Genomic DNA, 13845 nt, shown 5'->3' with positions numbered 1-13845 from the left:
GCCGTCAATCTGATAGCGCAACGACATGCTCAGCACGCCCGCCGCCGCCGCCCGCCAGATCCTGATCCGATTGCAGGAAGTCATGGCCGCGCGCACCAGCGCGCAGGCGAAGCTGAACAAGGTGGTGGAGATCATCGGCGAATCGCTGTCGAGCGAAGTCTGTTCCATCTATCTGGTGCGCGAAGGGCTGCTGGAGCTGTTCGCGACGCGCGGGCTGAAGCAGGAGGCGGTGCACGTCACCCGCATGGCGATGGGCGAAGGTCTGGTCGGCCTGATCGCCACCAATGTCGAGACGCTGAACCTCGACGAAGCGGCGGCGCACCCGGACTTTTCCTACCGCCCCGAAACCGGCGAGGACATGTTCCACAGCTTCGCGGGCGTGCCCATCGTGCGACGCGAGCGCGCGCTGGGCGTGCTGTGCGTCCAGCATGTCGAGCCGCGCCGTTATGAGGAAGTCGAGATCGAGGCGTTGCAGACGGTCGCCATGGTGCTGTCCGAACTGATCGCCAATGCCGAGCTGGCCGACGACGGACCGTCCGATTCGCGTGTCGCCGATACCGGCACGACGATGCTGCACGGGCTGCAACTGGTGATGGGCATGGCGCGGGGCCATGCCGTGTTCCACCAGCCGCGCATCCATGTCGAACATACGGTGGCGGAGGATACGGAGGCGGAGCGCGCGCGCGTCATTTCCGCCTTCACCAAGATGCGCGAACAGATCGACCGGATGACCGGCGCGGCGGAGTTCGGCACCGAGGGCGAGCATCAGGAGGTGCTCGAAACCTACAAGATGTTCGCCTATGACGAAGGGTGGATCAGGCGCATCAACGAGGCGATCGACAGCGGCCTGACCGCCGAGGCCGCGATCGAGCGGGTGCAGCAGCGCACGCGCATGCGGATGCGGCAGATCGACGATCCGCTGCTGCAGGACCGGATGCACGATCTGGAGGATATGGCGAACCGCCTGCTGCGCACCGTTTCGGGGCAGCTCGGCACGGCGGCGACGATGGGCCTGCGGCAGGACGCGATCCTGATCGCGCGCAACCTTGGCCCCGCCGAACTGCTGGAATATGACCGCCGCCGCCTGAAAGGTGTGATCCTGGAGGAAGGGTCGCTGACGGCGCACGTCACCATCGTCGCGCGCGCGATGGGCGTGCCCGTGCTGGGCCGCGTGCGCGACGTGCGGCATCAGGTGAATGAGGGCGACCTCATCCTGATGGACGTCAACGAAAACGCCCTGCTGATCCGCCCCAGCGCGGACATGGACGAGGCGTTCGAGAACAAGCTGACCATCACGCAGAAGCGCCGCGCCGAGTTCGCCGCGATGCGCGACCTGCCTTCGGTGACGCTGGACGGTCAGCGGGTCGAGCTGATGGTCAATGCCGGGCTGCGCGAGGATGCGCAGGCGCTCGATCTGGTGGGGGCGGACGGCATCGGCCTGTTCCGCACCGAGTTTCAGTTCCTCGTGTCGGCGACGCTGCCGCAGCGGGAAAAGCAGCAGCGGCTCTACAAGGATGTGCTCGACGCGGCGGGCGACCGGCCCGTCATCTTCCGCACGGTCGACATCGGCGGCGACAAGGCGCTGCCCTATATGCAGCGCGACGAGGACGAGCAGGAGGATAATCCGGCGATGGGATGGCGCGCGCTGCGCCTTGCGCTCGACCGCGACGGTCTCATGAAAGCGCAGGCGCGCGCGCTGCTGGAGGCGAGCGCGGGGAAGGTGCTGAACATCATGTTCCCGATGGTGTCGGAACCGTGGGAATATGAGCAGGCGCGCGCGCTGGTGGAGGCGCAGCGCGACTGGCTGGCGGGGCAGCGCAAGAAGCTGCCCATCGCGGTCAGATATGGCGCGATGCTGGAAGTGCCCGCGCTTGCCGAAGTGCTGGACCTGCTGCTGCCCCGGCTCGATTTCCTGTCGATCGGCACCAATGACCTGACCCAGTTCCTCTTCGCCGCGGACCGCGCGCATCCGCGCCTTGCCGAGCGTTACGACTGGCTGAGCATCGCGATCCTGCGCTTCCTCGACCGGGTGGTGCGGGCGTGCGCGGCGCATGACGTGCCGGTGGGCGTGTGCGGCGAAATGGGCGGACGGACGCTGGAGGCGATGGCGCTCATCGGGCTTGGCATCCGCCGCCTGTCGATCACGCCCGCGTCGGTCGGGCCGGTCAAGGCGATGATCCGCGCCATCGACGCCGGCGAAGTGCAGGCGGGCATGCGGCAATGGCTGGACAGCGGCGTCACCGATATTCGCGGGCGGCTGTCCGGACTGGCGAGCGCGCGCAATATCGAACAGGGCTGATTTCCGGCAGTTAGAGGGCCGGCAGCGTTGACAAGCGCCGTGCCACAATGAGACAAGGCCAGCGCTAAAAAAGGTCGCGGAGCAGCATGGCGGAAGAGACAGAATTCGACACCGGCGCACCCACGCCGCCCGAAGCGCAGCCCACCACGCCGGGCGCGAAGCTGCGCGCCGCGCGCGAGGCGCAGGGTCTGTCGATTCAGGATGTCGCGACCCGAACCCGCATCGCCCAGCGCCAGTTGGAAGCGGTGGAGCGGGACGATTATGCCGCGCTGCCGGGCATTCCCTACGCCGTGGGCTTCGCGCGCGCCTATGCGCGCGCGGTCGATCTGGACGAAGTGGCCATCGCCGCCGATGTGCGCCACGCGGTCCACAACAGCGACATGGGCGCGAACCGCTATGAGGCGTTCGAGCCGCTCGACCCCGCGCGCGTGCCGCCGCGCCGCCTTGCCTGGGTGGCGCTGGCCATCGTGGTGCTGCTGGTGGCGGGCTATCTCGTCTGGCGCACGCAGATCCTGACCCCGCCGACGGGCGAGGAGATCGCCCGCGAGGAGAGCGCCCCGGCGCCCGCCCGCACGGTCGGCGCGCCCGCGCCGGTTCCGCCCGCCGCGCAGCCGGTGGTGTTCACCGCCGTCGACGATGTGTGGCTGCGCATCTATGACGAGGCAGGCGAGCGGCTGAAGGACGGCCTGCTCAAAAAGGGCGAGCGCTTCACCCTGCCCGCGACGGCGAAGGGGCCGATGATCCTGACCGGGCGGCCGCAGGCGCTGTCGGTGACGGTCGGCGGCAAGGCGATTGCGCCGCTCGGCCCGGCGGACCGCACCATCGCGGACGTGCCGGTCAATGCCGAGGCTCTGCTGGCACGCGGCGCTGCGCCTGTGTCCGCTGCCGCGCCCGCTGCGGCGACCGCGCCCAAGCCCGCCGCGCCAAGGCCCGTTCCGGCCGCCACGCCCGCGCCCGCCGCAGCGGAGCCTGCCGCGCCCGCGCCGCAGCCCGCAGGCGAACCCTGATTTCCCGCAACGTCGCGCTTTACCGCGCGAATTTAGCGCTTATGGTTAAGCGCCAAGTGACAGAAGTCGGGGAATATCATGCGTAACGCCCTTTTTGCGACATCGGCTGTGCTGATGGCGCTCGCCATGCCTGCCGCCGCCCAGACCACGGTCGAAGGACGGGTGGACCGGCTGGAGAAGGAAATGCGCGCCGTCCAGCGCAAGGTGTTTCCCGCCGGGCAGCCGCTGGAGGCGGAGATCACCAAGCCTGCAGTCACCGCGCCCGCGCCGGGCACTCCGGCGAGCACGCCGATTGCGGACCTGACGGCGCGCGTGGGCGCGCTCGAATCGCAGCTCGCGCAGATGACGGGCCAAGTCGAGGAAAACAGCTTCAAGCTGAAGCAGCTCGAAGAGGCGTTCAACCGTTACAAGGCGGAAAGCGACGCGCGCGTCGCGGCCGCTGCGCCCGCGCCTGCACCTGCGGTTTCCGAACCGCGGCCCGCGCCTGCCGCGACCGCGCCCAAGCCTGCTGCACCGAAGCCCGCCGCCGCATCCCCCGCCGCGAGCGAGGAGCGCAAGACCGCCGTCGCCGCCATCGAACGGCCGGGCACCGGCAACGCCGCCGAGGACGCCTATACCTATGGCTTCCGCCTGTGGGACGCGAAATTCTACCCCGAAGCGCAGGCGCAGTTGAAGGCGACGGTCGACAAATATGGCGACAGCGCCGTCGCCAGCAAGGCGCAGAACCTGCTGGGCCGCGCCTATCTGGACGAAGGCAAGCCCGCACTCGCGTCGGTCGCCTTCTACGAAAATTACCAGAAGCGCCCGCGCGGCGACCGCGCCGCCGACAGCCTCGCCTGGCTGGGCGAAGCGCTGATCCAGCTCAAAAAGCCCGCCGACGCGTGCAAGGTCTATCAGGAACTGGAAGAGGTCTATGGCGCGACCATGTCCTCTTCGCTGAAAGCGATGATGGCGAAGGGGCGCACGACGGCGAAGTGCAGCAGCTAGGGTGCTTGGACACATCCGGTGGCCGGTCGAATGGCGGCTTTTGGGTTGGAAGCCGATCGAAGCTGCCGGTTCAATTACGCGGCCTGTAAATGTGTCCCGCTTATATTGGGGTTTTTCTGCTTCCCCAAATTTACTTCACAACGCCCGGTGGCAGTAACTGAATGGTCAGATAAACAACTTGCTCAGGTTTGTTGAGCTTGCTCGCAGTAACAGTCACACGAGGGATACGCCCCTCGATAGGCGATCCGAGCCAGATACCATAGCCGTATTTTGGTTTCTCGACGCGCTTTGTAGCCGTAAAGCCTGGCAGCGCAGCTTGAACCGCATCGATAAGTTCTTTGCTATCGGTAATTTTGTTCACTTTGACAATAAAATTACATTGCGGCGCATAACTATTCTTGGTTCCAAACGGTCCCGTTATGATCAAGCTGCCTGAAAACCGTGCGAACGGACGATTGTTGAGGTTCTCTCCGTCCTCGCCAAGCCAGATATCGGAAATCCCATAGTCTGAGACATTTTGAGAGAGAGTGGTCGCTGCAACGCTAAACGATCCGATCAGCGGCTTCGGAGCGGAAAAGTCCGGGAGATTGGCGACCGTTGGGCGAAATTCCGGCGCATTTGATTTCATTGCTTCGGCATAGGCGGCGGCATCGAACGGCTTGGCAAGGCAGGTCTTCTGAAAAAGGGAAGCGACCTCCGAACCGGATAAATTGCCCGCCGAAAACCCGTCCATAGGGTCATCGATTGACCGCGCCCCATAGCCGGCCATCAGGCCGACATAGCCAGGGTCGCCATATTTGTCGGAGAGAAGAATATAGTTTGGGCCTTGCGCAGTCTGGGCGATGCCAACGAATGGTACGGCCATCGCGGCCAGGATGTAGAGACTGAAATGGACCTTGAACTTCATAATAGGCTCCAAAAATAATCCAAGCTTCCGCCATCGACGCCGTAAGTATAGGCCAGACCGGCGTCATTTCGAGCTTGCTGGTGAACAGGTGAATTGAGGGGGGAACGGGTCTCAGCCGGGTACGTAAATCCAGATATGACGGGGGCCACCGGCTAATGACCTGAGAGTTTTCGCTGCTTCGGATTGGACCGGCCTTCCCTGGCAAGGGTATTCATACAAATCCGACATCGCTACCAACGTCCCCGCAGGCGCGTTGTTCAGCTCGTAAGTCCCGTAAATCATGTTGCGGTACAGCGCCAAGCTACCCCACAGATCATGAAGCTGCTTATCCTTCGGACATAAAGCACCAGTTTCGAGCATCTGCCGGATAGCTGCCACGGCGCGCGGATCGCCACCCACAGCGGCGCCGGTCAGTAAAAGTTCGGCCTGTACTGGATCTTGCGCGATGTTAGCGTCCGCGCTCGTGGTGTAATTTCCGGTGTAGGCGATGGTGTATTCCGGGGTGGGGCATGCCCCACCCCGGAATGCGGCGTCGCTGGTGGCCACCGGGTTCATCGTTATGGTGGAGTTTGCACACTTCAACCGTGACGAAGAGGAGTTCCCGATGACCGAGGACAGATTACTGATCGAAGAGCTGGCTGCAAAGGGCGGCCAACCGGATTTTTTGCGCACCATCGCCGAGAACGTGCTGCAGCTGATCATGGAGGCCGACGTTGATGGCCTGATCGGCGCGGGTCGCCACGAACGCAGCAGCGAGCGCGCGACCTGGCGCAACGGCTATCGCGACCGTTCGCTGGATACCCGGGTAGGCACGCTGAACCTGAAAATCCCCAAGCTGCGTGCTGGGTCCTATTTTCCGGGCTTCCTTGAGCCCCGCAAGATGGTCGAGAAAGCGCTGGTTGCGGTGATCCAGGAAGCGTGGATCGGCGGGGTCAGCACCCGGCGGGTCGATGAACTCGTCCAGGCCATGGGCATGACCGGCATCTCCAAGTCCACCGTCTCCAAGCTTTGCAAGGACATTGACGAGCGCGTCCATGCCTTTCTGAAACGCCCGCTCACCGGCGAATGGCCGTATCTCTGGCTCGATGCCACCTATCTCAAGGTACGCGAAGGCGGGCGGATCATCAGCGTTGCCGCAATAATCGCCATGGCCGTCAACACCGAGGGCCGGCGCGAGATCGTCGGCCTGCATATCGGCCCCTCGGAAGCGGAGGTCTTCTGGTCCGACTTCCTGAAGGACCTTGTTCGGCGCGGTCTTACCGGCGTGAAGCTGGTCATCTCCGATGCTCACGAGGGCCTCAAGGGCGCGATCACCCGCGTCATGGGCGCCACCTGGCAGCGCTGCCGGGTGCACTTCATGCGCAATGCCCTGTCCTATGTGCCCAAGGGCCAGAACACTGTCGTCGCCGCCGCGATCCGCCAGGTCTTCCTGCAGCCCGATCAGAAAAGCGCAACGCAGGTCTGGCGACAGGTCGCCGACCAGTTGCGCACCCGTTGGCCCAAGCTCGGCGCCTGCATGGACGAGGCCGAAACCGACGTGCTCGCCTACACCGGCTTCCCCACCCAGCACCGCACGAAGTTACACTCAACCAATCCGCTCGAGCGGCTCAACAAGGAGGTCAAGCGCCGCGCCGACGTCGTCGGAATCTTCCCGAACGAAGACAGCATCATCCGCCTCGTCGGGGCTGTGCTGATGGAGCAGAACGACGAGTGGCAGCTCCAGCACCGATACATGCAGATCGAAGGCATGGCCGAACTCAACCAACCCATGATCGAGGAGGAAAATCAGCCCCTACACATCACCGCCAAAGCCGCCTGACGATGGCCCACGGCCACAGCCGAAATTACACCACCTTGACGGACGCGACCTTGCGCGATCCCATTTCCGTCCCGATAGGCCAAGCCGAGAGAGTAACGAGCCGATACGTCACCGCCCTCAATTTCTTTTTTGAGAAGCGGAATTGCGGTGGCGTAATCAGCATTACTATAGGCCTTCATGCCTGCGGTACGCTTCACTCCGACCGAACAACCAGCCAACAACACTGCAATTGAGGCAGAAAGCAACAATTTTGCTGTAAATTTCATTTCTACCCCCCAGGATGCGGCATGAATAATGAAATAGGATGCTGGCTGTCCAGCAAAAATACCTGTTGTCGAGCGTCGTAAATAAGAACCGGGAAGGCACATCTGATTTGGATGAAAATCTCTTTATTTTGGACCAACACGGGACGCGCTCTAGATTTTCGAGTTGGTGCGAACTGTCAGTATCTCGGTGATGTCCGGTTTCTGGATGTAATGAACAGCGTCAGAATGTCTGTAGCTGGGTCGTTGGAGACGGCCCCAATTCATCCCCTGCGCCCTAACCCGCTAAAATTCCTCGGCGATGTCCATGAGGCCGAGCAGTTTTTTGGGTGCGACCTGTCGCCAACTTGCGCGGATGCGGGTGGCGAGGTGGTCCCAGTCATTCTCGCCGCGGTCGAGCCGGATGCCGATCCATTCGTCGCCGAAATAGGCGGGGCGGTAATAGATGTCCGGGTCCATTTCGATCAGGCTCGCCTGTTCGTCTGGCGCGGTGGTCTTGACCAGCAGGGCGGTGATGCCGTCGCCATGATGATCGCGCGACACCCAGGCGAACTTCTTGCCCTTCGCGATGCCGAAGCAGGGCATGCCGTGCGACAGCGTCTCTTCCGCCTGCGGCTGCGCCAGCGCGATTTCGCGCACCTTGTTGAGCAGCCAGTCGGGCTGCCGTTCGCGCGTGACGAAGGCGGCGAGGGTGCGGGAATAGAGCTGATGCTCGGCGATGAGGATGCGCGCGGCGAGGCTGTCGGCGGTGTCGCCGGGCAGGATCGCGACCGGCGTCTGGCCCAGCACCGGCCCGTCGTCCAGCTCCGCCGTCACGATATGGACCGAGCATCCGGCAAAGGCATCGCCCGCGTCGATGGCGCGCTGGTGCGTGTCCAGCCCCTTATATCTGGGCAGCAGGCTGGGGTGGATGTTGAGCATCCGGTTCTCCCAACCGGCGACGAACTCGGGCGAGAGGAGGCGCATATAGCCCGCGAGCGCGACATAATCCGCGCCAGCCGCGCGCAGTTGCGCGTCGATGACGGCGTCGAATTCGGCGCGCTTCATCCCCTTGTGGCTTTGCCCGAAGGTCGCGATCCCCTCCGCCGCCGCGAGGGCGAGGCCGGGCGCATCCGGATCGTTGGCCGCGACCAGCACGATCTCATAGGGGCAGTCGTCGGCCTTCGCGGCGTAGAGCAGGGCCGCCATGTTCGACCCGCGACCGGAGATGAGAACGCCGACTTTTGCCTTTTGCATGAGGAACTCCCCTCCCGCTTGCGGGAGGGGTCGGGGGAGGGCCGGTTCGGCACCACCTGACACCCTCCCCTAACCCCTCCCGCAGGCGGGAGGGGGATTGGTCGTGCTTACCCTGAATGCGTGGCGGACCAGTCCGCCTTCGCGCTCCATGTTTCGGCGGAGCCGCGCACGGTGCAGCCCTTTTCGCCCTGCACGATGGAGCCGATGAGGAAGACGGTTTCGCCCGCATCCTCCAGCGACTTGGTGACGCCCGCGACATGCGCTTCGTCCACGGCCAGCACCATGCCGACGCCGCAGTTGAAGGTGCGAGCCATCTCCTCCGGCTCAATATGGCCCTGCGCCTGGAGGAAGGCCATGAGGCGCGGCTGGTCCCATGCGTCGGCATCGACGAGCGCATGGCTGCCTTCGGGCAGGACGCGGGGGATGTTTTCGAGCAGGCCGCCGCCGGTGATGTGGGCGAGCGCGTTGATCATGCCCGCGCGCACCAGCGGCAGCAGGCTCTTCACATAGATTTTCGTCGGCGCCATCAGCGCGTCGATCAGCAGCACATCCTGATCGAACAGGGCGGGGCGGTCGAGCTTCCACCACTTGTCGGCGGCGAGGCGGCGGACGAGCGAATAGCCGTTCGAATGCACGCCCGAGGACGCGAGGCCCAGCAGCACGTCGCCCGGCTTCACCCGGTTGCCGGTCAGCGCCTTGGACCGTTCCACCGCGCCCACGCAGAAGCCCGCGAGATCATAGTCGCCATCGGCATACATGCCCGGCATTTCCGCCGTTTCCCCGCCAATGAGCGCGCATCCGGCGAGGCGGCATCCTTCGGCGATGCCGGCGATGACGCGTTCGGCCACGCCCCCTTCGAGGCGGCCGGTGGCGTAATAATCGAGGAAGAAGAGCGGCTCCGCGCCCTGCACGATGAGGTCGTTGGCGCACATGGCGACAAGGTCGATGCCCACGCCATCGTGGCGGTCATGGTCGATGGCGAGCTTGAGCTTCGTGCCGACGCCGTCATTGGCCGCCACCAGCAGCGGGTCGTCGTATCCGGCGGCCTTCAGGTCGAAGAAGCCGCCGAAGCCGCCGAGATCGGCATCCGCGCCGGGGCGTCGGGTGGCCTTGGCAAGGGGGGCGATCGCGCGGACGAGGGCGTTGCCGGCGGCGATGTCGACGCCAGCCTTGGCGTAGCTGTAGGATTCGGTGTCGCTCATATCTGCGCGCCCTAGAGCAAAGGGGGGCAAAACGGAAGGCTTGGCAGGGCCGCCGTTTCCCGCCAAAAGGGCGCGCGTGAGCCTCAGCCTGTCCTTTTCCCGCTTTTCGCCCCGCGCGGTGCTGCGGTCGCTGTCCCGCCCGGCGCAGATCATGATCGCGGTCGGCATCGGCCTCGCCGCCGCGACTCTGGTGGCGCAGATGGAGGGAGAGCGGGGCGTGCCCCCCATCGCCAGCGGCGGCGATTTCGAGGTGCGCGGCGTCAGGGTCGACGTGGCCGCGAAGGATGCGGACAGCGCGCGCTACGCCGGATGGCGCATGGCGCAGCGGCAGGCGTGGCGGATGCTGTGGGCGCGCACCCATGGCGGCGCGGGCGCGCCAGCCCTCTCCGATTCGCAGCTTGAGGGGATGATTTCGGGCGTCGAGATCGAAAGCGAACAGGTCGGCCCCACGCGCTATGTCGCGACTTTGGGCATATTGTTCGACCGGGCGCGCACGGGCGCGCTGCTGGGCGTTTCGGGCAATGTCATGCGATCTCCCCCGCTGCTGGTGATCCCGGTGCTGTGGGACGGGGGCAGCGCCGTGTCCTACGAACGCACGAACGAGTGGCAGAAGGCGTGGGCGCGATACCGCACCGGCGACAGCGCCATCGACTATGTGCGCGTGGCCGGGTCCATCGCCGATCCGATCCTGCTCAATGCCGGGCAGGCGGGGCGGCGCGGGCGGCTGTGGTGGCGCGTGCTGCTCGATCAATATGGCGCGGCGGACGTGGTGGTGCCCATCGCGCGGCTCGACCGCAGCTATCCGGGCGGTCCCGTCACCGGCACCTTCACCGCCCGCTACGGTCCCGACGACACGCTGATCGGCAGCGTTCAGCTCCGAGCGTCGAACGACAGCGGCATTCCGCAGATGCTGGACGAAGGGGCGCGGCGGATCGACGAGATGTATATCCGCGCATTGAACGATGGCCGCCTGCGCCCCGACCCCTCGCTCATCATCGAGGAGCCGGTCGATCCCGACACGCTGGGTCTGGAAAACACCGCCGATGCGGCCATCGAGGCCATAGACGCGCCCATTCCCGGCGCGGCGACGGCGGCGGGCTTCACCATCCAGTTCGACACGCCCGATGTCGCCTCGGTCGGCGCGGGCGAGGCGGCGGTGCGCGCGGTGCCGGGCGTCCGCTCCGCCGCGACGAGCAGCCTCGCGCTGGGCGGCACATCGGTGATGCAGGTGAGCTTCGACGGCACCGCCGACATGCTGCGCGCCGGATTGCAGGCGCGCGGCTATCAGGTCGCGGCGTCCGGCAACACGCTGCGCATCGTCAGAAGGGCGTCCGCGCCCGCGCAATGAGCCAGATCAGCCTGCCCTTCGACTGGCATGGGGAAAGACAGCAGGGCGATTTCCTTGTCAGCGACGCCAATCGCATTGCGGTCGCGCATCTGGAGCAGTGGCGCGACTGGCCGCTGGGGGTGAGCGTGCTCAGCGGCCCGCCGCGTTCGGGACGCTCGACGCTCGCGCGCCTGTTCGCGGCGATGAGCGGGGGGGAGGCCATCGACGACGCGCAGGCGATGGACGACCGCGCGCTGTTCCACGCATGGAACGAGGCGCAGACCGCGCACCGCCCGCTGCTGCTGGTGGGCGATGCGCCGCCCGAGCAATGGCCGGCCGCGCTGCCCGACCTTCGTTCCCGCCTCGCCGCCGCGCCCCATGTCGCCATCGCGCAGCCGGACGAAGCGCTCGCCCGCGCGCTTTTCTGCCGTCATCTCGACGCGGCGGGGGCGGGCTATGCCGCCGATCTGCCCGACTGGCTGCTGCGCCGGGTGGAACGCAGCTATGCGGCAATCGAGGAGGCCGCCCGCCTGCTCGACCGCGCGGCACTGTCATCTGGCCGTAAGATTTCGCTCCCAATGGCGAAAGAGGCTCTGCAAAGCGCCGGTTTTCTGCCTATAGTCCCGTCCGATCCCGCCACCCCCCAGCGCGAGTAAAAAGTGGCCGAAGCCGATCCCTCCGCCAGCCTTGCCCCGGCAGAAGCGCGCTATTTCAATCGCGAACTGTCCTGGCTGGCGTTCAACCAGCGGGTGCTGGAGGAGGCGATGAACCGCGCGCATCCGCTGCTGGAGCGGCTGCGATTCCTTTCCATCTCGGGCGCGAATCTCGACGAATTTTTCTCGGTGCGGGTGGCGGGCCTCAAGGGACAGCAGATTCAGGATGTGGACCTGCGTTCGGCGGACGGCCTCACCCCCGCGCAGCAGCTTGCGGGCATCACCGAAGCGACCGCGCATCTGATGGCGGCGCAGCAGCGCGTCTGGGCCGCGTTGCATGGCGAACTGGCGCAGGTGGGGATCGAGGTGATCGGCCCTTCGGCGGAGATGGACGGCGATTGCGCCGACTGGCTGCGCAACCATTTCCTGACGCAGATCTTCCCGATCCTGACGCCGCAGGCGCTCGATCCGGCCCATCCCTTCCCCTTCATCCCCAATCAGGGTCTGTCCATCGTCTTCGATCTGGAGCGGCTGTCGGACAAGCAGCCGATCCGCGAGCTGGTGATGATCCCGCCCTCGCTCGCGCGGTTCGTGCGGGTGCCGGGCGATCCGGCGCGCTATATGGCGCTGGAAGCCGTGATCCGGCGCTTTTCCGTCGACCTTTTCCCCGGATACCGGGTGCGCAACAGCGGCGTGTTCCGCATCATCCGCGACAGTGACATCGAGATCGAGGAAGAGGCCGAAGACCTCGTCCGCTATTTCCGCAGCGCCATCAAGCGCCGCCGCCGGGGCCGCGTGATCCGGATGGAGATCGAGGAGCGGATTCCCGAACCGGTCGAGGACATGTTGCAGGACATGCTTCAGGGCCACGACGCCATCGTCGAGGAAGTGGAAGGCTTCATCGGCATCGGCGACCTGTCCGGCATCGTCGAGGAGGATAGGCCCGACCTCAAGTTCGAACCCTATGTCCCGCGCTTTCCCGAGCGCATCCGCGAATATGGCGGCGACTGTTTCGCCGCGATCCGGGCCAAGGATATCCTCGTCCACCATCCCTATGAGGCGTTCGACGTCGTCGTTTCCTTCCTCAAGCAGGCGGCGTCCGATCCCGATGTGGTGGCGATCAAGCAGACGCTCTACCGCGCGGGCAAGCAGTCGGCGATCATCCGCGCGCTGATCGACGCCGCCGAAGCGGGGAAGTCCGTCACCGCGGTCGTGGAACTGAAGGCGCGGTTCGACGAGGAACAGAATCTCCTGTGGGCCGACGCGCTGGAGCGGGCGGGCGTTCAGGTGGTCTACGGTTTCATCGACTGGAAAACGCACGCCAAGGTGTCGATGGTCGTGCGGCGCGAGGGCGAGCAGTTCCGCACCTACTGCCATTTCGGCACCGGCAATTATCACCCCGTCACCGCGCGCATCTACACCGATTTGAGCTTCTTTACCGCCGACCCCGCCTATTGCCGGGATGCCGCCGCGCTGTTCAACTATATCACCGGCTATGTAGAGCCGGAGCGGCTCGAGAAGCTGGTGATGTCGCCCCGCGACCTGCGCAACACGCTGTGCGCGCGGATCGACGCGGAGATCGACCATGTGCGCGCCGGACGGCCCGGCACCATCTGGGCGAAGATGAACAGCCTCGTCGACCCCGCCATCATCGAAAAACTCTATGCGGCGAGCAATGCAGGCGTGCAGATCGACCTTATCGTTCGGGGCATCTGCTGCCTGCGTCCGGGCGTGCCGGGCATGTCGGAAAATATCCGGGTGAAGTCGGTCGTCGGCCGCTTCCTGGAGCATAGCCGCATCGCCATATTCGGCAACGGCAAGGCGCTGCCCAACAATGGCGCCATCGTCTATATCAGTTCGGCCGACTGGATGCCGCGCAACTTCGACCGCCGTGTCGAGTTCATGGCACCTGTGGAAAATCCGACAGTGCATGACCAGATCGTCGATCAGGTGATGGTGGCGAACCTCATCGACACAGAGCAGAGCTGGACGCTGGACGCGCACGGCCATTACAGCCGTGTTGAGGCGGGCGAGAGGCCGTTCAACCTGCACCGCTATTTCATGACCAACCCGTCGCTGTCCGGGCGCGGCGCGGCGTTCGACAATGAGGCGGTGCCCACGCTGCGGCTGCGCGGGCGGGCCTGA

12 protein-coding genes are annotated in these 13845 nt (G+C 65.3%); 7 read left to right on the top strand and 5 right to left on the bottom strand.

Annotated features, from left to right (window positions below):
- Window positions 1-25: 25 nt before the first annotated feature.
- From ptsP to SAMIE_RS12320, 3 genes are all read left to right on the top strand, one after another.
- On the top strand, window positions 26-2299 hold the full coding sequence (gene ptsP, locus SAMIE_RS12330; RefSeq protein WP_066702767.1) for a phosphoenolpyruvate--protein phosphotransferase: 2274 nt from the start codon (window positions 26-28) through the stop codon (window positions 2297-2299).
- An 86-nt stretch (window positions 2300-2385) separates the two neighbouring features.
- Window positions 2386-3306, top strand: coding sequence for a helix-turn-helix domain-containing protein (locus tag SAMIE_RS12325; RefSeq protein WP_066702770.1), 921 nt, complete (start codon window positions 2386-2388; stop codon window positions 3304-3306).
- Between the two features lie 78 nt (window positions 3307-3384).
- Window positions 3385-4293 carry a tetratricopeptide repeat protein gene (locus SAMIE_RS12320; protein ID WP_066702773.1) on the top strand — a complete coding sequence of 303 codons (909 nt, stop codon included), beginning with the start codon at window positions 3385-3387 and terminating at the stop codon, window positions 4291-4293.
- Between the two features lie 130 nt (window positions 4294-4423).
- Here SAMIE_RS12320 and SAMIE_RS12315 read toward each other — a convergent pair whose 3' ends face one another.
- Complete coding sequence (locus tag SAMIE_RS12315; protein WP_066702776.1) at window positions 4424-5200, bottom strand: hypothetical protein; 777 nt, start codon at window positions 5198-5200, stop codon at window positions 4424-4426.
- 111 nt (window positions 5201-5311) lie between these two features.
- Window positions 5312-5746 carry a hypothetical protein gene (locus tag SAMIE_RS12310; protein WP_126516828.1) on the bottom strand — a complete coding sequence of 145 codons (435 nt, stop codon included), beginning with the start codon at window positions 5744-5746 and terminating at the stop codon, window positions 5312-5314.
- Window positions 5747-5804: 58 nt separating this feature from the next.
- Between SAMIE_RS12310 and SAMIE_RS12305 the strand changes: the two genes are divergently transcribed.
- On the top strand, window positions 5805-7019 hold the full coding sequence (locus SAMIE_RS12305; RefSeq protein ID WP_006954973.1) for an IS256-like element ISSpma2 family transposase: 1215 nt from the start codon (window positions 5805-5807) through the stop codon (window positions 7017-7019).
- Here the strand turns inward: SAMIE_RS12305 and SAMIE_RS12300 are convergent.
- From SAMIE_RS12300 to purM, 3 genes are all read right to left on the bottom strand, one after another.
- The gene (locus SAMIE_RS12300; RefSeq protein WP_126516827.1) at window positions 6986-7387 is read right to left on the bottom strand and encodes an outer membrane protein assembly factor BamD; all 402 of its coding nucleotides are present in this window, start codon (window positions 7385-7387) and stop codon (window positions 6986-6988) included. The two genes, SAMIE_RS12305 and SAMIE_RS12300, sit on opposite strands and share 34 nt — an antisense overlap.
- A gap of 180 nt (window positions 7388-7567) precedes the next feature.
- The gene (gene purN / locus SAMIE_RS12295) at window positions 7568-8518 is read right to left on the bottom strand and encodes a phosphoribosylglycinamide formyltransferase (RefSeq protein ID WP_066704362.1); all 951 of its coding nucleotides are present in this window, start codon (window positions 8516-8518) and stop codon (window positions 7568-7570) included.
- Window positions 8519-8625: 107 nt separating this feature from the next.
- Window positions 8626-9720, bottom strand: coding sequence for a phosphoribosylformylglycinamidine cyclo-ligase (purM, locus tag SAMIE_RS12290; protein WP_066700505.1), 1095 nt, complete (start codon window positions 9718-9720; stop codon window positions 8626-8628).
- A 151-nt stretch (window positions 9721-9871) separates the two neighbouring features.
- On the opposite strand from purM, the gene SAMIE_RS12285 reads away from it, so the two are divergent.
- Genes SAMIE_RS12285 through SAMIE_RS12275 form a run of 3 tightly spaced genes read left to right on the top strand, consistent with a single transcriptional unit; the run spans window position 9872 to window position 13845 of the window.
- Window positions 9872-11068: a heavy-metal-associated domain-containing protein gene (locus tag SAMIE_RS12285; protein WP_232037423.1), complete on the top strand. Its 1197-nt coding sequence runs from the start codon at window positions 9872-9874 to the stop codon at window positions 11066-11068.
- A complete protein-coding gene (locus tag SAMIE_RS12280; protein ID WP_066700504.1) occupies window positions 11065-11703 on the top strand; it encodes a P-loop NTPase family protein in 639 nt (212 codons plus the stop codon). The genes SAMIE_RS12285 and SAMIE_RS12280 overlap by 4 nt, the downstream gene beginning before the upstream one ends.
- Before the next feature lie 3 nt (window positions 11704-11706).
- A complete protein-coding gene (locus tag SAMIE_RS12275; RefSeq protein ID WP_066700503.1) occupies window positions 11707-13845 on the top strand; it encodes an RNA degradosome polyphosphate kinase in 2139 nt (712 codons plus the stop codon).

The organism is Sphingobium amiense (assembly GCF_003967075.1).
GTDB classification, from domain to species: domain Bacteria; phylum Pseudomonadota; class Alphaproteobacteria; order Sphingomonadales; family Sphingomonadaceae; genus Sphingobium; species Sphingobium amiense.
Note: the sequence above shows the minus strand (reverse complement) of the source record. Positions and strands in the feature narration are given on the sequence as shown.